This window comes from Longimicrobium sp. (assembly GCF_036387355.1).
Classification (GTDB): domain Bacteria; phylum Gemmatimonadota; class Gemmatimonadetes; order Longimicrobiales; family Longimicrobiaceae; genus Longimicrobium.
This window is the reverse complement of the sequence record NZ_DASVTX010000176.1, coordinates 1-23240: the sequence shown is the minus strand read 5'-3', so window position 1 is coordinate 23240 and position 23240 is coordinate 1. Positions and strand designations below refer to the sequence as shown.

20 protein-coding genes and 1 pseudogene are annotated in these 23240 nt (G+C 69.6%); 5 read left to right on the top strand and 16 right to left on the bottom strand.

The annotated features are described in order from the left end of the window. Nucleotides 1–145: 145 nt before the first annotated feature. The 15 genes from VF665_RS08030 to dnaE all read right to left on the bottom strand — a co-directional run bounded on the left by VF665_RS08030 (nucleotide 146) and on the right by dnaE (nucleotide 17340). A complete protein-coding gene (locus VF665_RS08030) occupies nucleotides 146–1345 on the bottom strand; it encodes a hypothetical protein (protein ID WP_331052891.1) in 1200 nt (399 codons plus the stop codon). Continuing rightward, nucleotides 1342–2523: a hypothetical protein gene (locus VF665_RS08025; RefSeq protein ID WP_331052890.1), complete on the bottom strand. Its 1182-nt coding sequence runs from the start codon at nucleotides 2521–2523 to the stop codon at nucleotides 1342–1344. Before VF665_RS08025 ends, VF665_RS08030 begins: the two co-directional genes overlap by 4 nt. Before the next feature lie 80 nt (nucleotides 2524–2603). After that, nucleotides 2604–3536, bottom strand: coding sequence for a M23 family metallopeptidase (locus tag VF665_RS08020; protein WP_331052889.1), 933 nt, complete (start codon nucleotides 3534–3536; stop codon nucleotides 2604–2606). Between the two features lie 400 nt (nucleotides 3537–3936). Then, nucleotides 3937–4965 (bottom strand): hypothetical protein, encoded by a 1029-nt coding sequence (locus VF665_RS08015; RefSeq protein ID WP_331052888.1) that lies wholly within the window; start codon nucleotides 4963–4965, stop codon nucleotides 3937–3939. A 253-nt stretch (nucleotides 4966–5218) separates the two neighbouring features. Next, a complete protein-coding gene (locus VF665_RS08010; protein WP_331052887.1) occupies nucleotides 5219–5692 on the bottom strand; it encodes a nuclear transport factor 2 family protein in 474 nt (157 codons plus the stop codon). Nucleotides 5693–5815: 123 nt separating this feature from the next. Beyond that, on the bottom strand, nucleotides 5816–6121 hold the full coding sequence (locus tag VF665_RS08005) for a hypothetical protein (RefSeq protein ID WP_331052886.1): 306 nt from the start codon (nucleotides 6119–6121) through the stop codon (nucleotides 5816–5818). 8 nt (nucleotides 6122–6129) lie between these two features. Next, nucleotides 6130–6474: a hypothetical protein gene (locus tag VF665_RS08000; protein ID WP_331052885.1), complete on the bottom strand. Its 345-nt coding sequence runs from the start codon at nucleotides 6472–6474 to the stop codon at nucleotides 6130–6132. A gap of 71 nt (nucleotides 6475–6545) precedes the next feature. Continuing rightward, entirely contained in the window at nucleotides 6546–7028 is a 483-nt protein-coding gene (locus VF665_RS07995; protein WP_331052884.1) for a GNAT family N-acetyltransferase, read from the bottom strand. A gap of 15 nt (nucleotides 7029–7043) precedes the next feature. Next, entirely contained in the window at nucleotides 7044–7706 is a 663-nt protein-coding gene (locus VF665_RS07990) for a hypothetical protein (RefSeq protein ID WP_331052883.1), read from the bottom strand. Nucleotides 7707–7847: 141 nt separating this feature from the next. Then, complete coding sequence (locus tag VF665_RS07985; protein ID WP_331052882.1) at nucleotides 7848–8225, bottom strand: VOC family protein; 378 nt, start codon at nucleotides 8223–8225, stop codon at nucleotides 7848–7850. Nucleotides 8226–8504: 279 nt separating this feature from the next. Next, the gene (locus VF665_RS07980; RefSeq protein ID WP_331052881.1) at nucleotides 8505–8903 is read right to left on the bottom strand and encodes a DUF2809 domain-containing protein; all 399 of its coding nucleotides are present in this window, start codon (nucleotides 8901–8903) and stop codon (nucleotides 8505–8507) included. 471 nt (nucleotides 8904–9374) lie between these two features. After that, nucleotides 9375–10904 (bottom strand): methionine--tRNA ligase, encoded by a 1530-nt coding sequence (metG, locus tag VF665_RS07975; RefSeq protein ID WP_331052880.1) that lies wholly within the window; start codon nucleotides 10902–10904, stop codon nucleotides 9375–9377. Further along, nucleotides 10901–11899 (bottom strand): regulatory iron-sulfur-containing complex subunit RicT, encoded by a 999-nt coding sequence (locus VF665_RS07970; RefSeq protein WP_331052879.1) that lies wholly within the window; start codon nucleotides 11897–11899, stop codon nucleotides 10901–10903. The genes metG and VF665_RS07970 overlap by 4 nt, the downstream gene beginning before the upstream one ends. A gap of 72 nt (nucleotides 11900–11971) precedes the next feature. After that, nucleotides 11972–12937 carry an acetyl-CoA carboxylase carboxyltransferase subunit alpha gene (locus tag VF665_RS07965; RefSeq protein ID WP_331052878.1) on the bottom strand — a complete coding sequence of 322 codons (966 nt, stop codon included), beginning with the start codon at nucleotides 12935–12937 and terminating at the stop codon, nucleotides 11972–11974. Between the two features lie 668 nt (nucleotides 12938–13605). Continuing rightward, on the bottom strand, nucleotides 13606–17340 hold the full coding sequence (gene dnaE / locus VF665_RS07960; protein ID WP_331052877.1) for a DNA polymerase III subunit alpha: 3735 nt from the start codon (nucleotides 17338–17340) through the stop codon (nucleotides 13606–13608). 376 nt (nucleotides 17341–17716) lie between these two features. Between dnaE and VF665_RS07955 the strand changes: the two genes are divergently transcribed. The 4 genes from VF665_RS07955 to VF665_RS07940 all read left to right on the top strand — a co-directional run bounded on the left by VF665_RS07955 (nucleotide 17717) and on the right by VF665_RS07940 (nucleotide 22133). After that, on the top strand, nucleotides 17717–18898 hold the full coding sequence (locus tag VF665_RS07955; protein ID WP_331052876.1) for a Fic family protein: 1182 nt from the start codon (nucleotides 17717–17719) through the stop codon (nucleotides 18896–18898). 377 nt (nucleotides 18899–19275) lie between these two features. Continuing rightward, complete coding sequence (gene infA / locus VF665_RS07950; protein ID WP_170035002.1) at nucleotides 19276–19497, top strand: translation initiation factor IF-1; 222 nt, start codon at nucleotides 19276–19278, stop codon at nucleotides 19495–19497. A 47-nt stretch (nucleotides 19498–19544) separates the two neighbouring features. Continuing rightward, nucleotides 19545–19808, top strand: a complete 264-nt coding sequence (locus tag VF665_RS07945) for a hypothetical protein (RefSeq protein ID WP_331052875.1) — start codon at nucleotides 19545–19547, stop codon at nucleotides 19806–19808. 315 nt (nucleotides 19809–20123) lie between these two features. Next, nucleotides 20124–22133 (top strand): S8 family serine peptidase, encoded by a 2010-nt coding sequence (locus VF665_RS07940; protein ID WP_331052874.1) that lies wholly within the window; start codon nucleotides 20124–20126, stop codon nucleotides 22131–22133. A 160-nt stretch (nucleotides 22134–22293) separates the two neighbouring features. Here VF665_RS07940 and VF665_RS07935 read toward each other — a convergent pair whose 3' ends face one another. Then, complete coding sequence (locus tag VF665_RS07935; RefSeq protein ID WP_170035004.1) at nucleotides 22294–22503, bottom strand: cold shock domain-containing protein; 210 nt, start codon at nucleotides 22501–22503, stop codon at nucleotides 22294–22296. A 530-nt stretch (nucleotides 22504–23033) separates the two neighbouring features. On the opposite strand from VF665_RS07935, the pseudogene VF665_RS07930 reads away from it, so the two are divergent. After that, nucleotides 23034–23240: pseudogene (locus VF665_RS07930) on the top strand (hypothetical protein); the annotation flags it as partial.

Below are 23240 nucleotides of genomic sequence, written 5' to 3'. Positions count from 1 at the left end.
GGAGACTTGTCGTGTTTCGCTATCCGTTCAGCATCGTGTACGTTCTCGAGCTCGCCGGCCCCTTGATCGTGGCCTTGGCGCACCATCGCCGAAAGCCGGACTACTGGGTCAAGCGGCTGAGCTCCCGTAAACGGCTCGTTCCACCTCAGTTGCCGGACTCTTCTTCCACGAACGGGCCCAGGTAGACCACGATGGGGTCGCGCAGGGCCCGGGCGGCGGCGCGAAGGCGGGCGGGGGTAAGCGCTTCCGCGTCCGTCAGCGCGCTGGTGGAAAGTCCCAGCATCATGCGGCGCGCCAGGGTGCGCGCGCGGTCCTCCGGCCCTTCCAGCTCCAGCAGCCGCTCGCCGCGAAACCGCCGCAGCCGCTCGGCAAAGATGGGGTCCGAGAGGGGCTCGTCCGCGTACTCCGACACGGCCTGCGCCAGCCGATTCGCCCAGTCTTCCGCCTCCCCCGGGGGCACCACCAGCTGCATGCGCAGCTCTCCCCCGCCGGCGTAGCGCACCACCTCGGCGCTCGCGTCGTACACCTGCGGGCGCTGCACCCCGAAGCTCACCCGCTCCAGCGCCAGCCGCGCCAACATGCGGATCGCCTCCTCGTCGGCGTCCGTGGAGAACGGATAGGTGGCCGATACCCACGCGGTGATCGCCTGGTAGTTCTGGCGCACCGGCTCATCCGCGGGGGAGGGCGGATCAATCTCCGGCAACCGCAGCGGGCCGGGCTCCATGAACGCGGCCAGCGCCTCGCCCGCGCCGCGCTGCACGGGGCCTACGATGGCCACCACCGCGCGGTCCGCCGTGAATCCGCTGCGCAGAAACGCATCCACCTCGCCGGGGCGAAGGCGGCGGACGGAGGCGGCGGTGCCCACCGCGGGGCGGCCCCACGGATGTTCCTTGCCGAACACGGCGGCATCCACCTCGCGGGCCAGCGCGTCGGCGGGGCTCCCCTCGCGCGCGGCCAGTTCCGCCACCGTCGCCGTGCGCTGGCGCACCGTGGCCACGCTGTCCACCGGATCGCGAAAGAGCGCCACCAGCAGCGTGCGCGTCGCCTCTTCCCACGTGTCCGGCGCGGCGATGACGGTAAAGGAAACGGCGTCCTTCTGCTGCTCCACCGTGAGCCGCGCCTCCAGCGAATCCAGCACGGGAAGGATGGGCGCGGTCACGCTGCGCGCCGTCAGGTACGTGATCCCCTCCTTGCCCGCGGCCTCGTCTACCGGGCCCACGGCGATCAGCACCTCGGCCGCCACCACGGGCGTCCCCGGCTCCGGGCGCACCATCACCCGGTCCTGCGCGGCGGCGGAAGCGGAGGCAAGCGCCAGCGCGGCGGCGATCCAGCCCGAGCGCATCACGACGGCCTCCGCAGCCGCTGGGCGGGCACGTCCACCGCCACCACGCCGTTCTCGCCCAGCGCGGCCAGCACCGCGCGCACGTCGTCCGCCGTCACCTCCTCCACCGCGGCAAAAAAGCGCTGCGCCGCGTCCGGCCCCAGCCCGCGGTCCGCGAACGCGCCCAGCACCTCCGCCATCCGCTCCGGCGTCCGGGCGAAGAAGAGCATTTCGCGCCGCACCCCGGCCGCCGCGTCGCGCACGGCCCGGTCGTCCAGCGCGCCCGCCACCGTCGCCAGCGCCGCGTCCGCGCTGGACCGGGCCACGCGCACCAGCGAATCCGGCGTGGCCACCACCAGCGCCACCGCCTGCCCGTCGTGCGTCCACCAGTGCTCCACCTCCACCGCCGAGCGCGTCATCCTGCGGCGCAACTGCGTGCGGATGAGCCGCGTGGCCACGGTGACGGCCGCGGGATCCAGCTCCGACGCGCTCCACCCGCGGGCAATCCAGGCGCGCGTGGCCTGCGGCGTGTCGGCCGCCAGCGCGCGCACGGTGTCGGCGAACGCCTCCAGCGGCCGCGTGGCGGGTGCGGCCACGTCGCGAAAGGCGCGGCGCACTCCCTCGATCTCCACGTCGCCCACGGCCACGATGGACACGCGGTCCGGCCGGTACATGGCCCCCCACACGTCCCCCAGCCGCGCCACGGACAGCCGCGCGGCGCTGGCCTCCGTTCCCGCCGCGGACAGGTCCTGCGGAAACAGCCGGGCGCGCAGCGCGCCGCGGATGTAGCTGGCGGCCACTTCGCGCTCGGCGCCGCGCTCCTCGTTGAGCGCGGCGAGCGCGGACAGCATCTCCGGCGTTCCGGCGGCGGGGGCGGCCAGCGTGGCCTGCAGCGTCTCGGCCAGGTAGCCCAGCTCCGACGCGGGCCCCACGACGGTGTACACGACCGCGTCGGAGGTGCGCTCGGCCTGCACGCGGCCGCCCACGCGCGCCGCGCGGTCTTGCAGCCGCGGCAGGTGCAGGTGCTGCATCAGGTGCCCGGCGCCCGCGTAGCCGGCGGGATCGTCGGCCAGCACCGAAAGCCGCAGCGCCACGATGGGCAGTGCGGGCTGGCGGTGCACCACCACGGCGGGCGCGGCGGCCGGGCGCGGCGCCGGAACGCTGTCGGCGGCGGCCAGCCCCAGCGCGAGTAGAAAGCTCAACATGGTGCCTCAGATAGGACAAAGGAGCGCCCCCGGCAAGGGGGCGCTCCTCATCGTGCGTGCCAGCGGGTGGGCGGCGCTCAGGGAAGCGCGTCGCCGATCACGAAGTTCATGGGGTCCACCTGCTGGCCGTTCACTTCCACCTCGTAGTGCAGGTGCGGCCCGCTGGTGAGCCCGGTGTTGCCGACGTCGGCGATCAGCTGGCCGCGCTCCACCGACTCCCCGGTGCGCACCCGCAGGCGCGAGGCGTGGGCGTAGCGGGTGATGTAGCCGTAGCCGTGGTCGATCTCCACCATGTTGCCGTAGCCGTTGCTGCGGTTGCCGGCGAACACCACGCGGCCACGGGCGGGGGCCAGGATCGGCTGCCCGATGCGCGCGGCGATGTCGATGCCCTTGTGGGGGCGCGTGATGCGAAGGACCGGGTGGTAGCGGCCGCTGCTGAACAGCGACGACAGGTGGCCCGTGGTGGGAAGGATGGTGGGGGTGCTGGCCATGCGCTGCTGGTTGCGCTGGATCTGCGTCAGCGCCTCGTCCATGCTGCTGCGCAGGAGCGCGGCGCGGCGCACCAGCCCGCCCAGGTCTTCGGAGGTCGCCTCCACCTTGCGGCCCACGCGCGGGTTCAGCCGCGCGAGCGCGGCCGTGGCGCGGCTGCCGAATCCGGGGCCGCCCACACCCGCCTTGCGCACGTCCTCGTCGATCTGCGGCAGACCGGCGACCACGCGCACCTGCTCATCTTTTTCCGTCAGCGCCGCGATGGAGCGGTCCAGTTCCGCCATCTGACGGCGCATCTGGTCCACCTCGCTGGCCAGAAGCTGGTTTTCCTGGCGCAGCCCGGCGTTCTGAACGTGGTGCGACTGCTTGACGAAGAAGGCAATGGAGAAGGTGCCCATCAGGACGGCGGCCACGAGGGCGGCGCCGGCGGCGTTGCGGATGCTGCGGCTCGACACCTGAAACGAGCGGACACGCTCGTTGTCGTGGGGCACGAGCATGAGCGTCCAGCGGGAATGCGGCATGGGGAACGGCTATATTCTGGTGACGGAAACACGCGGGGGGATGGCACCCGCGCGCCGGATCAGAGTCCACGATGATGTGGGAAGGGTCGGAAGGTAGGACGGGCTCGCCGGGGTGTCAAGCAAACGGATGCATCCCAAGCGCTTACCAAAGGAGCGGCCCGCGTAGGTCCCTTCTCTGCTCAGCGTGTTTTCCGGTTCGGGATCCCGGAAGTGCACCATGCGTTCCCGATCCTCTGCATGGAGCTTAGGTGTTGTATTGCAATGACTTGCGATTGATCGTCCGCGCTCCGCGCCCTGCCGCGTGGGTGCAGTGTGCAATACATCGTGCAGAATCTGCACCCGTATCAGTTTCGCATCGTTGTCCCAGATTCCTTCATGGCATTCTCATGTGTGCCGCGGGTCAGTCCTGGTCGCATCCTCGCCACAGGCGGGTGACGATGACCGGCTCGGGCGCGGGGGGAAGCTCCGGCCACGCATACGCCACCGGCTGCGGACCGACCAGGAGCACGCGCAGGCCGCCGGGCTCCTCCATGGCGCCCCAGAGCCCCGCCGCATCCGCGTACATCGGGATGAAACGGGCGGGGAGCACCGCGCGCCGGACCTGATGGCCGTGCACATCCAGGTGCAGCCATGTGGCCGCCTCAGACTCGGTGGCCAGCCGAAGCCACGCCGTCCCGTCCGCGCCCGCGACGACGTTGGCGACGGGGGCGTGGTAGTCGGGAAACAAAACGGCCTTCCTGAATGCCCGTGCCAGTGCGGCCGTTTCCTCCGCGGTCCGCTGGTCGGTCGCACCGGGATGCGCCCACTCCCTCGCCCTCTGGTTCTTCCACGCCGCGCTCATGGCGAGTACGGGAACCTCCAGGGCGGTGCGATAACGAATCCGGCCGGAGACCTCGATCCAACGCACTTCCACGGGAACCGTGCCCCGAGCGGAAGGCGCAGGCTGCTCAATCCAGACAACGCCGGAGCCGTTGTCCGCGGCGGCCCAGAGCGGCCGCGCCTCAAGCCCGGGCTGCAGCTGGGACGAGGCGCCCTTGTTGTGCGGCCACCGAACGCTCACCGGCCGCGGCTCCGGCGGCGCCACCGCGAGCGTACGGATGATGTGCTGGTCGCGGGAAACCACGAGCGGAATGGAGATTCCCTGTCCCGGGTAGGCCGGCCGGAACTCGCCGAGGGTCAGGCCGCCGGGCAGCGGCGTTCCCTCCAGAATCTGCGGGATGAATTCGTTGTGGGCGTGCTCAAAGCGACGGCATCCCACCTCGTTGCCCGAGGGGCTGAACAGGCGCCACGACTGCCAGCCGTCAACGGCCAGAGTATCGCCGATCCAGCTGAGCCGGCCGTAGCTCGCCCGGCGTCCGTCGCGCTGGCGAACCTGGGTGGGCGGCGCGTTCGGCCTCAGGATCTGCACCCCGCTGCCCGGCGTGGCCACGTACAGGTTCCCCGCTCCGTCCCGCGTGGCGAAGGGCGGCCAGTACCTGCGGGCTGTGGTGTCCCCGATGAGTCCCAGGACGTGCGCCGTGGCTGGCCCTGCGGCGGTCGGGCGCGCGGCGGCGGCGCACCCCGTGAGCAGCACCGTCAGTGCCGCCGGAAGAAAACATCTCATGGGCATCTCTCCGCCTCGTGGCCGTGCTCGTTGGCCGCTCTCTGCGCGCGTTGGCGTCAGCGGGGCGGCAAGGCACCCGTCATCCCGGCGTGCTGGCGCACTGGCGGCGCCGCGTGTCGATGATCTGCACCACCTTCCACCCCTGCCCGGTGCGGACGAACTGGAAGGCGTTCACGCCGCAGTGGCTGAACCGGTCGCCCAGATAGAAGGCGTAGTTCATCCACGCGGTCGCCAACTCGCCGTCCACGCGGATTTCCACGTTGCTGATGCGCTCGTCCCACACCTGTTCGTGCGGCGTGCCCACGGCGCGTACGAACCCGTCCACCGGCTCGGTGCGCACCATCACGGAATCGCCGCGCACGGCCACGCTCTGCAGGCGCGCCTCGGGGTGAAAAACGGAGCGGACCATCGCGCTGTCCGCCGTCCGCATTCCGGTGAACATGCGGTCCACCGCGGCGCGAACCTCCTGCTCGGGGGTGGTCTGCGCCGTGGCGGGAAGCGCGCCGGCGGCGAGCGCGGCAAGGGCGACGGCGATCAGGGTGCGGATGCGCATGGGGCCTGGTCTCGGGAGGTGGTGTGGATTCGATCCGCGCGCGAGGGATGCGCGGCAGGGCGCAACCTACCCGCGCGCCCTGCTTCGCGCATCGGTCATCTGCCCGTCCATCCTGGCGCTCCGTCAGGGCGGGAGGGTGCGGACGGTATCCGCCGACAGGATGCGGGGCGGGGCCAACGAAGCGCGCACGCGGTACCACGTCACGTCCGTGCAGCACCCCGCTTCTACGTAGATTTCCACGGTGTCCGCGGACGGCCAGCGGACCTGGTTTCCGCCCGGGTTGTCCGTGGCGGGCACCTCCACGCTCCTGGTCCGCAGCAGCAGCCGCTTTCCCGGCCAGGTGCGCACGACGCCGTAGCCTACGGGGCCATCGGAAAACGCCACGTACGCGATGTGCCTGCCGTCCGGCGACAGCGCGGACCCCGACATCGTCGGGCTCACGTCGCGGGGAAGGGAAATGCGTCGGACGGCCGCGCGCGCCCGTCGTACTCGTACCCGAACGCGAGCCGGTCGTCCTTGTACGCAAGGCCCCGCAGCATCGTATCTCCCATCATGACCGGGAGATCAAAGGTGCGCACCCCGCGCAGGGTGTCCACCCCGGCCGCCGTGCGCACCTCCACGCGCCGGTGCGTGCCGTCGCTCATGTCGTTCTCGTACCGGAGCGAATCCACGAGCCGCACGACGGGCGCCGCGGACCGGCCGGACGGTACTCCGGGCCGCGCGGTCGCGCACGCCGCGGCGAGCATGCAGGCCAGCCCCGCCACGAGCCGCGGAAGGCGCATCCGGTTTGGATCGCGGTGCGCAATCCGCATCTTCGGCGAAAGCATCCGCGCCCGAACGTGTGGACGGTGCCTCATCTTTCCGAATCCCGTGATCCGCCGGGATCCACGGCGGGAAGGGGTGCCGTGTAGATGTCGGGCCGCAGCCGCTCCATGTAGCCTTCCGGCCGCGCCGGAGCGGTAAACCCGAACCGCGCATAGAGGTCGTGCGCATCGCGGGTGACCAGGTTCCACCGCCGCAGTCCCTGCAGCGCGGGATGGCGGTCGATCACCTGCATCAGTTGGTGCGCCACCCCGCGCCCCCGGTACTCCTGGATGACGAACACGTCGCACAGATACGCGAACGTGGCGCCATCCGTAACGACGCGGGCGAACGCCACCTGCCGCGAGCCGTCCAGAACGCCGAAGCAGAGCGAGCCCGCCATCGCTCTCTGCACCACGTCCCGCGGAATCCCCTGTGCCCAGTACGATTCCTCGGACAGAAACGTGTGGATGGCGTCCACGTCCATCCGGTCGCGATCGGTCACGAAGGTGAGTGAGCGGGCGGCGTCGTGCATGGGGTGCGAAGCGGATCAGACTGCGATGAGAAGCGCGACCGCCCCCACCAGCACGCCTCCAAAGACGAACACGAGCGTTGCCAGGGCGCGCTCGGGCGAGCGGTCCAGGAGGGCGTGCCGAAGGTGCGTGGAAACCAGCAGCGCGAGGCCCATCAGCACCGAGCTGAACAGGAGGGCCATCGCGAGGATGAATACCAGGTTCCCGAGCGGGCCGGGCCCGGGCTCCAGTTCCACTGCCGCGCCCGGCCGGTCATCGTACGCCGGCTGGATGAGGGCGGCCTCCTCGGCGGTCAGCCCGAGCGAGCGCACGGCGTCGAGCAGCCCCGGTGTGCCGGCCAGCGCGGGGAGGAGCGCGTAGTTCTGTTCGCGGGCAATGCGGAGGGCGAGCGGGGCGTGGCCGTTGATGGCCAGCAGGTGCCCCATCGCGCAGTGCGTCCCGCTGTGGTCGATGAACACCGGCCGGCGCGGTCCGCGGCCGCCGTGCAGCGGAAACCGGCCCTCGCGTGCGTACGCGCGAAGCTGCGCGAGCGAGCGCCGCCGCGCGGATGCGCGCCCCCCGGCGGGCACGGGCGCGCCGGCGAGCAGCGCGTCCACCCGCGCAAAGTGCAGGCGCAGGCGCGCGCGCTCCAGCCCCAGCGCGAGCGATGCAGCCGTACCCATCATCATCGTCGCCGTCATCCCTCGACTCCGCGCAGGCCGTGTACAGCCGATCCTTCCGGCGGATCGCGATCGTGCAATCATCGGAACGTGGTGGGGCGGACCGGTCTGACCGGCTCGCGGCGTGCGGGCGCCGAACCGGCGCCCGCACGTTCCTTCAGCCTAGCGCCGTTCCGGGCAGCCGACTTCCACCAGAATCCCGTTGCCCGCGTGGCAGTAGGAGGTGACGGACGATTCTCCGCCGCGCGCGAGTTGCTGCACGTCTCCGGCCGCGACGCCCGCGGCGGTCAGCTCCGCGTGCTTGGCGCGCACCGTCTCCGGCGCGTCCACCAGAAAGCCGACGTAAAAGTCACGCGGGTATCCGGGCTCCTCCGCGCGCGTACGGATCAGGTTCAGGCGAAATCCGTCCGCGCCCTCCATCACGACGAATGCGTCGGAGGGGCGGGTGCCCACCACACGGAAGTCGAAGTGGCGCACAAAGAAGTCGCGCAGGGCGGGGACGTCGGGAACGGGCAGGTTGGCGTGGTTCAGCCGCAGCATGGGGTGACCCCTTTCGCAAAAATGGATGCGTTCAGGTCCGTTCGGGCGGGAACGGGTGAACGCATCCATCGGCACGACTGGGGAGCCGAGTGCTGCGACACCGGGGCGCACGCCCGATACGCGCCCTCGCACAAGCGCGGGGCGTACCTGGCCGCGGGTCCTCCCGCGCTCCGTGGCGCGGTGGACATTCCCCCGGTGCGGGGTGGCCGGACTTACTGTGGACCGGCCGATGTTTTTCGGCGCGTCCAATATCCAGCCCGCGCCCGGCCGCCGCAAGCGTCAGTCGCGCACGCGGGGCAGACGGGCGTCCGCCAGCGCGGCGAGTCCGATCCCCACCGCGTAGCAGACCAGGTCGCTCCACAGGAACCCGAATCCCAGCACCAGCCCGCCGAGCCGGTTCTGGCGGATGCCGTCGATCCACGGCGCATGGTACAGCTGGCTCAGCTCGATGACGAGCGAGAACACCGCCGCCCCGATCGCGACCCGCCGCGTGGACAGGGCGGGCAGAATCGTGGCGATCAGAAAGAAGACCATCGCCGCCCACAGCACGTCGCCCAGGTACAGAGTGACGAACGGAAGCAACCCTTCGCGCGTCTCGCGCAACGCCAGCCCCAGGATCATCGTCGTGAGGGTCAGGCGAACGTACAGCCCCCGCGAGCGCGGCCGTGGATCATGCATGGTGTGGGTCTTTGCGGTTCAGGCAGTTGAAGCCCCGAACGTGGACGCGGCAGCGGCCACGTGTCGGGGCTTCCCGCGGTTCGAGCGGCGGATTCATCCGCTCAGGAGGGCATGCGCGCCGGGGTAGGGCGGCGTTCACAGGTGGCCGCGGATCTCCCGCTGCCACCTTGCTGGATCAGGGATCTCCACAAACCCACCGCGAAGGGCAATTGCTTCCAGTGCAGCCGCCATCTTCTCTCCGCGGCGAGCCGGACGGGCCGGCTCATGGAGGGGAGTGATGGTGATCTCCACCGAGCCATCCGCATCCGGAGGAGGATCGATCCACTCCACCCGATCACCGTGAAGGATCGCTCTGTAGCTACGGGGCATGACGTGTCGTCACTCGGGTTCCAGACATGATCCAGCAACAGAAACCGGGGGCGAGCTCGCGCCCTCCCCCGGTGACCCATCCGCAGAGCCATCCCGCCAGGATCAGGCCGGCGCGGCGACTTCCGGGCGCGGGAACAGGATGCCCTCGGGCTGCACGGTCCATCCGCTCACGTCCAGCGCCGCAAGCTCGTCCAGCCCCGGCAGGGACTCGCGGCCGGAGCCCAGGCGCGCCCACAGCTCCGCCGCCTTGCCGGGCATGAAGGGCGACAGCAGGACGGCGGACACGGCCAGGTAGCGCACCATCGTGGCCAGCACCGCGTCCAACTCGCCCGCCAGCGCCGGGTCCTTGGCCATCTTCCACGGCTGCTTTTCCGCCACCAGCGCGTTGGCCGTGCGCACCACTTCGAAGGCCACGTCCGCGCCCGTGTGCAGCAGGTTGGAGTCCATCGCCGCGCGGTAGCGCTGCACGGCGGAGGCAACGTCCTCCGACGCCGCCAGCGGCGACGCGGGCACCACGCCGCCGTGGTACTTGCCGATCATGGAGGTCGCGCGGCTGGCCAGGTTCCCCAGCCCGTTCGCCAGCTCCGACGTGTACCGGTCCGTGAACCGCTCCCAGCTGAACGCGCCGTCCGCGTCCCACGGCACTTCGCGGATCAGAAAGTAGCGGAACGCGTCCGCGCCAAAGCGGTTGATCGCCTCGTCCAGCTCCAGCGACACGCCGGACGACTTGCTGAACTTTTCCCCGCCCAGCGTCACGAAGCCGTGGCCCCACACGCCGTGCGGCAGCGGAAGCCCCGCGGAGTGCAGCATGGCGGGCCAGATCACCGCGTGCAGCCGGGTGATGTCCTTGCCCACCACGTGCAGCTGCGCCGGCCACCACGCCTCCCAGTCCGCGTCCGGATACCCGGTGTCGGTCAGGTAGTTGGGGAGCGCGTCGAACCACACCCAGGTCCCCTGGTCCACCCCGTCGCTGGTGGGGCGGGGAAAGGGGATGGCCCATGACAGCCGCGCGCGGGTGATGCTGATGTCCTCCAGCCCCGATTCCAGCAGCGCCAGGATCTCGTTGCGCCGCGACGCCGGACGGAGGAAGTCCGGGTGCGCGTCAAAGTGCGCCCGCAGAAAATCCTGGTAGTTGGTCAGGCGAAAGAACCAGTTGCGTTCTTCCGTCCACTGCAGCTCGCGCGTGGGGTGCAGAACGCAGCGGCCGTCCTGGATCTCGTTTTCGCGCTTGAACAGCTCGCACCCGACGCAGTACAGCCCCTCGTACGACTTCTCGTAGAAATCGTCCGGGCTGCGCTCCAGGGCGCGCTCGATGAGCGCCTTTACCCCGCGGCGGTGGTGGGCGTCCGTCGTACGCACCCAGCGGTCGTTGCTGATGTTCAGCCGCCGCCACATCCCGGCGAAGCGGCCGGCCAGCTCGTCCACCAGCGCCTGGGGCTCCACGCCGCGGGCGGCGGCCGTCTGCGCGACCTTCTGCCCGTGCTCGTCCATCCCCATGCAGAAGCGGACGTCGTCCCCGATCAGCCGGTGGTACCGGGCAATCGCGTCCGCGCCGATCTTTTCAAAGGCGTGGCCCAGGTGCGGATCGCCGTTGGCGTAGTCGATCGCCGTGGTCAGGTAAAACCGGCTCACTCGGGCTTCGGCTCCATTGGGCGGCGCGGGCGGCGGGGCGGCCGCTGGCTCTGCGCCGGGTTGGGAAGGCTGGGCAGCTGCGGCCGCTCGGCGCGGGCCACCGGCGCGGCGGCCGGCTGCACCACGGTTTCGGCCTTGAGCTGCTCCAGGTCGATGGTGCGGCGCTGCCGGTTCTCGTCCTGCAGCGTCACCTGCATGCGCCAGATGTCGATGGCGATCACCCGCTCGTTCCCCACCGTGGTGCGGATCGTCTTGCCCTCGCGGGGAAAGCGCTTGCGCGCCTGCAGATACGCATCGTGCTCATACGTCAGGCAGCACATCAGCCGGCCGCAGGTGCCGCTGATCTGCTGCGGGTTCAGCGACAGGCTCTGGTCCTTGGCCAGCTGCAGGGAGATCGGCTTGATCTCGCGCAGCCAGGTGCTGCAGCAGAGCGCACGGCCGCACCGGCCCACGCCGCCCAGCTGCGCCGCCTCGTCGCGCACCCCGATCTGCTTGAGCTCAATGCGGGTGCGGAACGTCCGCGCCAGCTCGCGCACCAGCTGGCGAAAGTCCACGCGCCGCTCGGCGGTGAAGAAGATGGTGAGCTTGTTGCGGTCCCACTGCCACTCCGCGTCGCTCACCTTCATGTGCAGCCCGTGCTGCTGCACCATCTCACGGGTGCCGCGGCGCACGCGCTCCTCGTCGGCGCGCAGCACGTATACCTGGCGCACCTCGTCCTCTTCGGCGGGACGCAGGACGGGGAACAGCACGGGGCCGTCGCCGCACTTCTTCTGCGCCACGCCGCCCAGCGACACCACGCGGCCCACGTCGCGGCCGCGCTCCACCTCCACCATCACCCAGTCGTTGGCCCGCACCGACGGATCGGTGCAGGTATAGAAGCCCTTCCTCATCCCCTTGAAGCCGACCTCCACCAGAAAGGTCTGCCCCTCGGCCGACGGAAGGGGCTGGAACACGGGAAGCTCCAGTCCCACGGGTACCTCCACTTTATCGCGCACGCCGCGCGCTCCGGGGGAACACGCGGCGGCATCATGTTGGTTCGGGTCCGCAGATGCGGATCTCGGGGCGGGTCAGCCGGCCTGTCGCCAGCGCCCCATCCCCATGTACTTGGCCCAGCGGGCCTCGCGCAGCTCCTGCACGGAGAGCGGCCGCAGCTCGGCCAGGTTGCGGACCAGCGCGGCCTTGAGGGCCAGTGCGGTGTCTTCCCAGTTGCTGTGCGCCCCGCCGGCCGGCTCGGGGATCACCTCGTCAATCACCCCCAGCCCCTTGAGGTCGCCGGCGGTGATCTTCATGGCGGTCGCCGCCTTGTCGCGCTCGGCGCCGCTCTTCCACAGAATGGCCGCGCACCCCTCGGGGCTGATGACCGAGTAGATGCTGTTTTCCAGCATGAGCACGCGGTCCGACACCCCGATGGCCAGCGCGCCGCCCGATCCCCCCTCGCCGATGACGACGGCGATGGAGGGAATGGTGAGCGCCGCCATCTCGCGCAGGTTGCGGGCAATGGCCTCGCCCTGGCCGCGCTCCTCGGCGCCGATGCCGGGGTAGGCCCCCGGCGTGTCGATGAGCGTAATGAGGGGGCGGCGGAACTTCTCCGCCAATTTCATCAACCGGAGCGCCTTGCGGTAGCCCTCGGGGTGCGGCATGCCGAAGTTGCGCAGCAGGTTCTCCTTCATGTCGCGGCCCTTCTGCTGCCCCAGCACCATCACCGTTTCGCCGTCCAGGCGCGCCCAGCCGCCCACGATGCTGGCGTCGTCGCGGAACTGGCGGTCGCCGTGCAGCTCCACGAAGTCGGTAAACACCATCTCCGTGTAGTCCAGCATGTACGGACGCTTGGGATGGCGGGCCACCTGCACGCGCTCGATGGGCGACAGGTTGGCGAAGGTGTCGTGCTTGAGGCCGTTGAGCTTGCGCTCCAGCGCCAGCAGTTCGTTGCTGACGTCCAGGCCGCGTTCGCGCGCCAGCGTACGGAGCGAGGAGATCTGCTCCTCCACGTCCGCGATGGTGCGTTCAAAGTCCAGGTGCGCTACGGTCGCCAAATCGGGCTCTCTTGAATGAGGTTCTGCTTGGTTGATCGCAGGACCATCAGGTTCGTCGGCTTCTGCAAAAAGGAACGGCGGGTGTGGGCGTGTCCCTCCGCTGCGCTCCGGGCCGGGCTGCGGGCGCACTAGGGCACGATACAACTGTGCCCAAGTGCGTCGAGCCACCGGGGCGCCCCCGGCCCCCGCCATTCCGACATCCTCTCGCGGGCGCCCCGGCGTCTCGCCCCTCCGGGCCCGCATCCCTCACGCGAGAAGGGCAGTGCGGAGTGCGGAGTGCGGAAGTGCTCGGTGCCCGGTGCCCGGTGCCCAGTGCCCAGTGCCCAGTGCGCCGCACGCCTCGGGGCCGGCCGGTGCAGTCCGCGCAGGCGGCCCTTCGTGCCGTTCCAGCGGCGAATACGTTCGCTGCTGGAGGCGGACTTTGCGCCGTTGTTGCCGCGACTTCACTCGCTTGTCGCAGCCAGCCACACGCGCCGCCACCGTCGCCCCGCGCCGCCCTGGGGTGTGCCCCCTCTCCCACATCTGTTCGTGGGAGAGGGTGGACGCGTCTCAGCGCGGCCGGGTGAGGGCCCCAGCCCGCCCCGCGCCCCGCCCTCATCTCCCGCGCCGAACCCCCTATTCCCTATTCCCTATTCCCTATTCCCTATTCCCTATTCCCTGCAGTTCCCCTACTCCCCCCCGCTGTGGATGCTGAACCCGCCGCCGCCGCCTCCACCACCGCCGCCGCGCCGTGGGAACCGCTCCTCGCGCTGCTGCGCCACCACGGCGGGCGCGTCGCGGTGCAGGCTCACCCGCTCGCTCCCCAGCGCGTCGCGGAGCGCAATCAGCAGCTCGTCGCGCGGGGCCACGCGAATGGACCGGGAGCGCAGCCGCGGGGCGGAACCGTCGCCGCCGCCGTTCTTCCACACCACGAACAGGGGACCCTCGCCGGAATGCTCGGCCAGCGCCTGCTTCGCGGCGGCGATCGCTTCCGGCGCCACGCCGGCCGACGCGATCTCGATCTGCACCCCCACGTCGCCGCTCTCGCGAATCTGGCCCAGGGGGATCGCGCTGTCCAGGAACATGGGCGGATCCTCCTCGTCTCGCTCGCGGTTGCTCACCGCGCCGCGGATGATCACCGGGGCGTCCTGCTGCAGCACGTCCTTGTATTTAGCCCACGAGTCGCCGAACGCAAGCACCGTGGCCGTTCCGTGGAAATCTTCCACCGTAATGCGGCCCCACTCGCTGCCGTCCTTCTTGCTGATCTGGCGGGCCGCCTCCGTCACCACGCAGGCCAGCTCCACCTTGCAGTCCTTCTGGTGCTTGAGCATGGCCGTGGTGGTGCGCGTCTCGTACAACGCCACGTCCTCGCGGTACCGGTTCAGCGGGTGCCCGCTGATGAAGAAGCCCAGGATTTCCTTTTCCCGCGCCAGGCGCTCCGTCTCCGTCCACTTCTCCACCTTGGGCAGCGGCGGGGCCTGCACCAGCGTGGCCGCGCCCGCGTCGCCGCCGCCCAGCAGCATGTCAAAAAAGCTGTCCTGCGCGCTCTCGCGCTCCTTCTGAATCATCTGCGCGTTGGCGAACGCGGCGTCCAGCCCGGCCAGCAGCTGGCTGCGCCCCGCGCCCTCTTCTTCGAATCCGTCCAGCGCCCCGGCGCAGATCAGCGCCTCCAGCACCCGCTTGTTGCACAGCCGCAGGTCAATGCGCACCAGCAGGTCGAACATGCTGGTGAACGGCCCCTCCGCCAGCCGCGCGGCGATGATGCTGCGCACCGCGCCCTCGCCCACGCCGCGGATGGCGCCCAGCCCGAAGCGGATCTTGCCCACGCCCTCGCCCACCACCGTGAACTTCCAGTTGCTCTCGTTCACGTGCGGGGGCAGCACCTCGATCCCCTCGCGCCCCACGCGCGGGATGAAGCGGCCCATCTCCTTGCACTGCGCGATGTACGACACCACGTCGTCGATCTTGTCCACGACGGACGACATCAGCGCCGCCATGAACTCGGCCGGGTAGTAGCACTTGAGCCACGCCGTCTGGTACGCCACCAGCGAGTACGCGGCGCTGTGCGACTTGTTGAAACCGTACCGTCCGAACGCCTCGATCTGGTCGGCCAGGTCCTTGATCTGCTGCCGTGGATGGCCTTTTTCGACGGCCTTCTCCACAAACTTGCCCAGCTCCTTGGCGATCAGCTCCGCGTCCTTCTTGCCCACCGCCTTTCGCAGCACGTCCGCCTCGGCCAGCGTGAGCCCGCCCAGAATCTGGACGATACGCATGACCTGCTCCTGGTACACGATCACGCCCTGCGTGGGCTCCAGCACCGTTTCCAGTTCAGGGAACGGGTACTTGACCGGCTCCTGTCCCAGCTTGCGGCGGATGAACACCATGTCCATCCCCATGTCCAGCGGGCCGGGGCGCAGCAGGGCGTTGGCGGCGATCAGGTCGTCGAACCGGTCCGCCTTCATCTGCCGGATCTTTTCCGTCGCAAGCGCCGATTCAAACTGGAACACCCCCGCCGTGCCGCCTCGGGCCATCATGGCGTACGGCTCGGCGTCGTCCAGCGGAATGTCCTCAGGCCGCGCGTATACCTCGCCCGTCACCGGGTGCTTGAGCGCGCCGTAGCGCCGGCGGATGTCCACCACGGTGTCGTAGATGACCGTGAGCGTCTTGAGGCCAAGGAAGTCCATCTTGAGCATGCCGGCCTTTTCCAGGCACGTCATGTCATACTGCGTTACGATCACGGACTCGCCCGTGCCGCCGCTCCCCTTGGTGCTCTGGGTGCAGATGGGGACGTACTCGTCCAGCGGGCCGGGGGCAATCACCACGCCGGCCGCGTGCACCGACGAGTGGCGCGACAAGCCTTCCAGCGTGGACGAATAGTCCAGCAGCTGCCGGTAGCGCTCGTCCCGATCGTACAGCTCCTTGATGTCGGGGATCTTCTCGCGCGCCTCCTCCACCGTCATGCTGAAGGCGGGGCCGTTGGGGATCAGCTTGGCCAGCTTGTCCGTCTCCGCCGGGGCGAACCCCAGGGTGCGCCCCACGTCCTTGATGACGGCGCGGCTCTTCATCGTCCCGAAGGTGATGATCTGGCCCACGGCGTCGCGCCCGTACTTGTCGCGCACGTACTCGATCACCTCGCCCCGCCGCTCGAAGCAGAAGTCCACGTCCACGTCGGGCATGGACACGCGCTCGGGGTTCAGGAACCGCTCGAACAGCAGGTCGAACTTGATGGGGCAGCAGTCCGTGATCCCCATGCAGTAGGCGACGATGGATCCCGCCGCCGAGCCGCGCCCGGGGCCCACCGGAATGTCGTGGTTGCGCGCCCAGCGAATGAAGTCGGCCGTGATGAGGAAGTAGCCGGAGTACTTGAGCGAGGTGATGACCCCCAGCTCGTACTCCACCCGCTCCACGATCTCGGGCGGCAGCGCGGCGCGGATCTCGTCCTCCAACCGGCCCTGCACCTCGGCCGGCTCACCCGTCGCCCCGCCCGCCCCGCCCGCGTAGTGCTTCAGCGCGCCGCTCCACACCCAGGCGCGCAGCATTTCGTCTTCGGTGACGAAGCCTTCTTCCTGTGTGGGAAAGGCGGGAACGTGGTAGCCCTTGGGGTAGCTCCAGTTGCACTCGTCGGCGATCTGCAGCGTGTTGGTCAGGACGTCGGGGCGCCCCGGGAACCGCGCAGCCATCTCGTCGGTGTTCTTGAAGTACAGCTGGTTGTCGTACTTCATGCGGTTGGGGTCGCTGAAGTCCTTGCCCAGCCCGATGCACAGCAGAACGTCGTGCGCCTGGTGGTCGTGCGCGTTCAGAAAGTGCGCGTCGTTGCTGGCGACCACGGGCACGCTCATCTCCTGCGCCAGCTTGAAGATGCGGCGGTTCAGCTCGTCCTGTCCCTGGCTGTCGTGCCCCTGCACCTCCAGGTAGTAGCGGTCGCGAAAGATGTCCTGGTGCCACGCCACCGCCTCGCGCGCCTGCTCCCAGCGGTCCTCCATGAGGTGCTGCGCGATCTCGCCCGCCAGGCAGGCGGAGGTGACGATGAGCCCCTCGGAATATTTCTGCAGCACCTCGCGGTCAATGCGCGGCTTGCCGTAGAAGCCCTCGGTGTAGCCGATGGAGGTGAGCTTGGTGAGGTTCTTGTACCCCTGGTGGTCGCGCGCCAGCAGCACCAGGTGGTAGTAGCCCTTTTCGCCCTTGGCCTTGCTGCGGTCCGTGCGCGCGCCGGGCGCCACGTACGCCTCCATGCCGATGATGGGCTTGATGCCGGCCTTCTTGGCCTGCTCCTGAAAGACCCACGCGCCGTACATGCAGCCGTGGTCGGTCAGGGCCAGCGCGGGCTGCTCGAACTCCTTGGCCCGCTTGATGAGGTCGCCGATGCGGTTGGCGCCGTCCAGCAGCGAGTACTCGGAATGGCAGTGCAGGTGAACGAACGACATCGGCCTCTGCGGGGAAGATCCGGAAGGGTGTGCGGCAAAGCGAACTGCTTGTACCCCAACGCGTTGCGAAGGGGTCGCCCGGCGGCGGGAGCGCCGGCGCCCAGGGTGTGGAATATGGGGCCGAGCGGCTGTCAGGGGAAGGTGAACGGGGGTGATGCACCGCCGTCGGCGAGGGTGCCGACACCTCGTCAGACAGATTCTCGTCAGGTGCACCGGACGGGATGTGCGTGCGGCATGGCTCCTCCCGGCGGCTGGACGCGACGCGAACTTTTGATAGCAGATTGCCTTATCAAAAGTTCAGCGGCTATCTTTTGATAGCGGGAATCGCTATCCAAAGTTCGCGCTGGCTCAGCGCCGCGCATACCGGAGTCGCCGTATGAGCAGAGCGGGTAGCTGGGTACAGCAGCAGGGTGGCCCCGAGGGCTTCGCGGCCTTCATTCCCGCGCCACTTCCGCCCGATCCGCCGGTGGCGTTCACGCCGGAGCTGCTGCGGATTCACGAGGAGGCCGTCCATGCGGTGGGGCAGCTGGAGGGCGTGTCGGGGACCATGGATCCGGACCGCCTGCTCTACATGTACGTCCGCAAGGAGGCGGTGCTCTCCAGCCAGATCGAGGGGACGCAGTCCACGCTCTCCGATCTGCTGGAGTACGAGAACGACGCCGTCCCCGGCACGCCCCTGGACGACGTGCAGGAGGTGTCCCGTTACGTAGCGGCCCTGTACCACGGCCTCGGGCGCATTCAGCGCGGCGAGCTTCCCCTGAGTCTGCGCCTGATCCGCGAACTGCATGGAGTGCTGATGCAGGAGGGGAGGGGGAGCGCGCAGGCGCCGGGCGACTTTCGCCGCACTCAGAACTGGATCGGGGGCAGCCGGCCGGGGAACGCGCGCTTCGTTCCGCCGCCTCCCCACGAGATGATGACCGCGCTGGGAAACCTGGAGCGGTTTCTTCATGACGAGTACGGCCGGACCGCGCCAATCGTAAAGGCGGGGCTGGCGCACGCGCAGTTCGAAACCATTCACCCCTTTCTGGACGGCAACGGCCGGATCGGGCGGTTGCTGATCAGCCTCATTCTGGGAGTCGAAGGGCTTCTTACGCGGCCCTTCTTCTACTTCAGCCTGTACCTCAGGGAGAACCGGGCGGAGTACTACGACGCCCTGCAGCGGGTGCGCACTCACGGCGACTGGGAGGGGTGGCTGCACTTCTACCTGGTCGGCGTGGACGCGGTCGCCCGGCAGGCGGCCGGCACCACGCTTGCCCTGCGCGCCCTGTTCGAAGAGGACCAGCAGCGGGTCGCGCAGCTGGGGCGCGCGGCCGGGTCGGCGCTGCGCGTGTACGATCTGCTGCGACAGCGCATCGTGCTTTCCGCCCCTCGCGCGGCGGCGGAGCTGGGATTCACCTGGCCCACGGTGAACGCCGCGCTGCAGCGCCTGGAACGGGCGGGGATCGCGCGGGAGGTGACAGGCCGCTCGCGGGACCGCCTGTACGTGTACGCGCGCCAGCTTGAGCTGCTGAACGCGGGAACCCGGGGCGGAGCCCCCGTTGCGGAAGGGAATCTCTGATGCGGGGCGGATGCAGGTGCCCGCGCAGGGCTGGACGACAGCCTCGTAGTCGTTGTTCGCGTGATCGAGGTCCAGCGTGGGTGTTCGGCTCCGGCCTCGGCAACCGCCCCGCGCACGGAGTTCGTCTTCCGCGGTCTGCGCTGCCGTTCGCCATCCGGATGGTGCGGGAGGAGCGGTGCCCCGGCGGTGAACGGCCAGGACAGCTCCGCGGGAGTGCCAGTCTCCTCTGGCCGGGAACCAAAAAAACTTGCGTTGGTATCAGAGCTGTTGATGCCGGGAGTCCGTCCGACTCCCGCCTGGGCGCCGCCCGCGGGCACCTTCCGCGACACCGTGCGCCGCGGGCGTATTTTCGTTCAACCCAGGATCGTGGAGAGCGCTTGGCCAAGGAAGAGGGAATCGTCGTCGACGGTCACGTCACCGAAGTTCTGCCGGACCGCAAGTACCGGGTGAAGCTGGAGAATGGTCACATCGTCCTCGCCTACGGCGCGGGCAAGATGACCAAGTTCAAGATTCGCGTGATGGTGGGCGACCGCGTCACGCTCTCGCTCTCCCCGTACGACCTTACCCGCGGACGCATTACGTACCGGCACAAGGCGTAGGCGGAACGGCTTTCTTCGGGACTACCATCGCACCAAGGAGGTAACTGATGGCGATTGGAAACAGCATCCGGCGCATTCGTGACGAAGACCTGTTCGTCAACACCGAAGCGCGGCCGGATTGGATTCCGGCGACGGAGCGGATGCCCGCGGTGGGCGAGAACGTGTTCTGCACGGCCGGCGTGGGCGTGGTGACGGCCCTGCTCGGCAAGACGGGTGACGGAAGCCGTCTGCTGCAGATTCAGCTGGATGACCCCACCACCAAGCCGTTCTTTGCGGCTGCCTCCAACGTCCTGGTGGCCCCGGCCGCCTGACAAAGGCCGGTGTGGTAGTACCGATCGGGCCGCCCCGCAGCACGCGGGAGCGGCCCGCTTTCTTTTCTCCCCGCCCGCTTCCCCTTCCGCGAGCCGTCCATTCGGTCCGGTTCAGGGTGTCTGCAACCCAGGCGCGTGGCACCCGAGCGGCCCCGTAACGAAACTTTTTCGGACGGATTGCGCGGAAACACATCTTTGTGTATCCTGTCGGGAACCGTTGGCCAACGGAGTTTGTTTCCCGCTGGACACACCCTGGGGGAAACGCGATCCACATCGCCCGGCAGCCCTCGCCGGGCACACCTTATGTGCCCTCGCATGACGAACCGATTTGGTACGACCGCCGGCCGCATGGCCGCGCTGGTGCTCGCGCTGGCTTCCACCGCGTGCACCGACCAGCAGGACCCCCTGGCCCCCGAGCAGACGGCCGTGGCCGCGGCGGCCGGGCAGGAGCAGAGCTTCTTCTTCTACGGCGACGAGCAGATTCCGCTGGTGGTGGAAGCGGGCGAGGTTTCGGTGGAGTCTTCGCTGCCCCCCACGGCGCCCGCCCGCGCGGTGCTCGCCACGCTGGGCGTGAGCGTCAAGAGCGCCGAGCGGCTGCCCCAGGCGGCCAACCACTGGGTGCTGCAGCTGTCCGGCGCCGACCAGGCCACGACGGCGCAGGCCGCCCGCGCGCTGCGGGCCGATTCGCGCTTCAACTTTGCCGCCAGCGTGTACCGCGTGGCGTCGAGCAACGCGCGCGTCGTGCTGCTGAACCGCGTGGGCGTAAAGCTCACCAAGGGGTGGAGCCGCGGCGACCTTGCGCGCCTGAACGCCGCGTTCGGCACGCGCGTGGTGCGTGAGCCCGTGGCCGCCGAGCCGGACGTGGTGTGGCTGGAGTACCGCCGCGGGGGTGACCCGCTGGATCTGGCGGCGCAGCTGCGAAAGGACCCGCTGGTGGAGTGGGCGGACCCGGACAAGGTGCAGGCGTGGCAGCGTGCCGCCGTGCCCAGCGACCCGTTCTACGCGGACCAGTACTATCTGCACAACAACACGCTGTTCAACGGCGTGCGCGTGGACATCAACGCCGAGTTCGCGTGGGACCTGAGCTACGGCGCGTGGTCCGCGGCGGCCGGCCCGCTGGTGATCGCCGTGGTGGACGACGGCGTGGAGATCACCCATCCGGACATGTACGACTATCGCTGGGGGTACGACGCATTCACGGGCACCTTCCAGAACCCGGGCTGCACCTCGTGCTCCGTCAACCCAGGCGGCAACTACTCGCACGGCACCCTGGTGGCGGGCGTGATCCGCGCGGACCACAACAACGGCAGCGGAATGGCGGGCGTGGCCCCGGCAGCGCAGATCATGCCCATCCGCATCTTCAACGACGTGGGCAGCCCGGCATCGGACAACCAGATCGCCCAGGCCATCAACACGGCGTGGTACAACGGCGCGCACGTGATGAACAACAGCTGGGGCGGCGGCAGCGTGAGCACCGCCATCCAGAGCGCCATCGGCCGCGCGGTCACGGAAGGGCGCGGCGGCAAGGGCACGGTCATGGTGTTCGCGGCGGGCAACACGTCGCGCCGCGGGTGGGGGCAGATCGGCGCGGTGCAGTTCCCCGGCACCCTCAGCAACGTGTTGACGGTAAGCGCCATCAACCGCAACGGCTTCGTGACGGACTACGCGCCGGACGGAGCGGCCATCGACGTGGTTGCGCCCAGCGGGCACACGACGGACATGTGCGTGGGCGACATCATCAGCACCGACCTGACGGGGTCACGCGGGTGCAACGACGGCCCGGGCGGAAACGTGGACTACAGCTCCACCTTCTCCGGCACGTCGGCGGCGGCGCCGCAGGCGGCGGCCGTGGCGGCAATGGTGCTGTCGCGGAATCCCACCTGGACCGAGCTGCAGATCCGCGACCGCGTGAAGGCGAGTGCCGATCCGTGGGGCACGGCCAACACCTTCGGCGCGGGCAAGCTGAATGCGTACCGCGCCATCGTGGGCCGCGTGGGCATCAGCACCTCGGGTACCACCCGGCCGTCCACGGCGGGCCAGTACACCTGGACCGCGTCCGGCATCGGCGGCGCGGGGAGCTACAGCTACGTGTGGGAGAAGCGCCCGGACGGGTCCAGCACCTGGTACACCGTGGGGAGCGGCTCCAGCTACACGGACTGGGTGGGCAACGACGAGACGTTCGCCCTTCGCGTGACGGTGACGGACGGGCCTGACGCGCAGACGGCGTCGCGCTCCTTCACCGTCTTTGGCCCCGTGACCAGCAACTGCCTGGTGGCGGGCGCCGACAGCGCCGGCAACATCATCCTGCCGCCCGCCTGCCCCTGACGGGCCCGGCTGATTGAAGGAAAGGGCCGCTCCCCCCGTGGGGAGCGGCCCTTTCCTTCATCCCGGGCGCAACGCCCGCCGGGGCGATCGCGAGATGGAAAAAAGAAGGGGCCGCCCCGGCTGGGGCGGCCCCTTCTCAGATCACGTGTGCTGCGTGGGCTCAGCCCAGGCGAACGACGTTCTCGGCGGCGGGGCCCTTCTGGCCCTGCACCACCTCGAACTCCACGCGCTCACCCTCGGCGAGGGTCTTGAAGCCCTGGCCCTGGATGGCGGAGTGGTGCACGAAGCAATCCTTGGCACCACCCTCGGGGGTGATGAAGCCAAAGCCCTTGCTGTCGTTAAACCACTTGACGGTTCCGGTCGTACGCATCCCGTACTCCTGTTGTTTTGTTGACCGACTCTCGTGGTACGGGTCGTCCGAACCTAACGATCGCCTGTACTGGTTGCGCGGATGATCGGCCCCGCGCGGCCCGCTTCACTGCCCAGAACACAAAAAGACCCGGGGTGCGATCGCATCCCAGGTCACGTGTACTCTGGCTTCATTGTCGCAGCACGGAGTATAGCGGGTCCGGTGTTCCGTGTCAAGCACGCCCGTGCACCGGGCCTTGGTTCTCGCGCGCTCCGGCGGGGCGGGGCGCGAGGCCGGCTCCGTTGAACGGCGTCTCCCACGGAGGGCACGGGGGCCACGGAGGTCACGGAGGGGAAGGGCGCGCCCGCCGGGTGCGGCTCCCTCCCTCCGCATCGCCGTGCGGTGATCGCGAAGCGGGCTCGGCGGAACATCCTGCGGGCAGGCGGCTATCAATCGGCCAGCCCTCCGCTCGAGCCCGTTCCCGGGCTCCTCAATCTCCGAATCCACCGTGCCCTGCCCGGCGCGGCTGAAGGTTTGTGCGCATGAACCCGATGATCTCTCGCGCCCTGCTCGTCGGCGTGCCCGCGCTGCTGTTCGGCGGGACGGCGGCGGGGGTGGCGCTCCGCTCGCCATCCGCCACGGTGCGGACGGCCGCCGCGCCGCTGCTCCCCGCCATCCCCGCCGCGCCGGATCCCGCTCCGCCCGCGCCCGCCGCGATGGAGGAAGGGCGCGCGCTGTGGGTGAACCGCTGGGACTAC

Bases quoted from the DNA above. Each gene is read 5' to 3' on its own strand.
- VF665_RS08020 (WP_331052889.1), bottom strand. From the start codon at position 3,536: ATGCCGCATTCCCGCTGGACGCTCATGCTCGTGCCCCACGACAACGAG.
- VF665_RS08010 (WP_331052887.1), bottom strand. From the start codon at position 5,692: ATGCGCATCCGCACCCTGATCGCCGTCGCCCTTGCCGCGCTCGCCGCC.
- VF665_RS08005 (WP_331052886.1), bottom strand. From the start codon at position 6,121: ATGTCGGGGTCCGCGCTGTCGCCGGACGGCAGGCACATCGCGTACGTG.
- VF665_RS08000 (WP_331052885.1), bottom strand. From the start codon at position 6,474: ATGCGCCTTCCGCGGCTCGTGGCGGGGCTGGCCTGCATGCTCGCCGCG.
- VF665_RS07995 (WP_331052884.1), bottom strand. From the start codon at position 7,028: ATGCACGACGCCGCCCGCTCACTCACCTTCGTGACCGATCGCGACCGG.
- VF665_RS07990 (WP_331052883.1), bottom strand. From the start codon at position 7,706: ATGACGGCGACGATGATGATGGGTACGGCTGCATCGCTCGCGCTGGGG.
- VF665_RS07985 (WP_331052882.1), bottom strand. From the start codon at position 8,225: ATGCTGCGGCTGAACCACGCCAACCTGCCCGTTCCCGACGTCCCCGCC.
- VF665_RS07980 (WP_331052881.1), bottom strand. From the start codon at position 8,903: ATGCATGATCCACGGCCGCGCTCGCGGGGGCTGTACGTTCGCCTGACC.
- dnaE (WP_331052877.1), bottom strand. From the start codon at position 17,340: ATGTCGTTCGTTCACCTGCACTGCCATTCCGAGTACTCGCTGCTGGAC.
- VF665_RS07955 (WP_331052876.1), top strand. From the start codon at position 17,717: ATGAGCAGAGCGGGTAGCTGGGTACAGCAGCAGGGTGGCCCCGAGGGC.
- VF665_RS07945 (WP_331052875.1), top strand. From the start codon at position 19,545: ATGGCGATTGGAAACAGCATCCGGCGCATTCGTGACGAAGACCTGTTC.
- VF665_RS07940 (WP_331052874.1), top strand. From the start codon at position 20,124: ATGACGAACCGATTTGGTACGACCGCCGGCCGCATGGCCGCGCTGGTG.
- VF665_RS07935 (WP_170035004.1), bottom strand. From the start codon at position 22,503: ATGCGTACGACCGGAACCGTCAAGTGGTTTAACGACAGCAAGGGCTTT.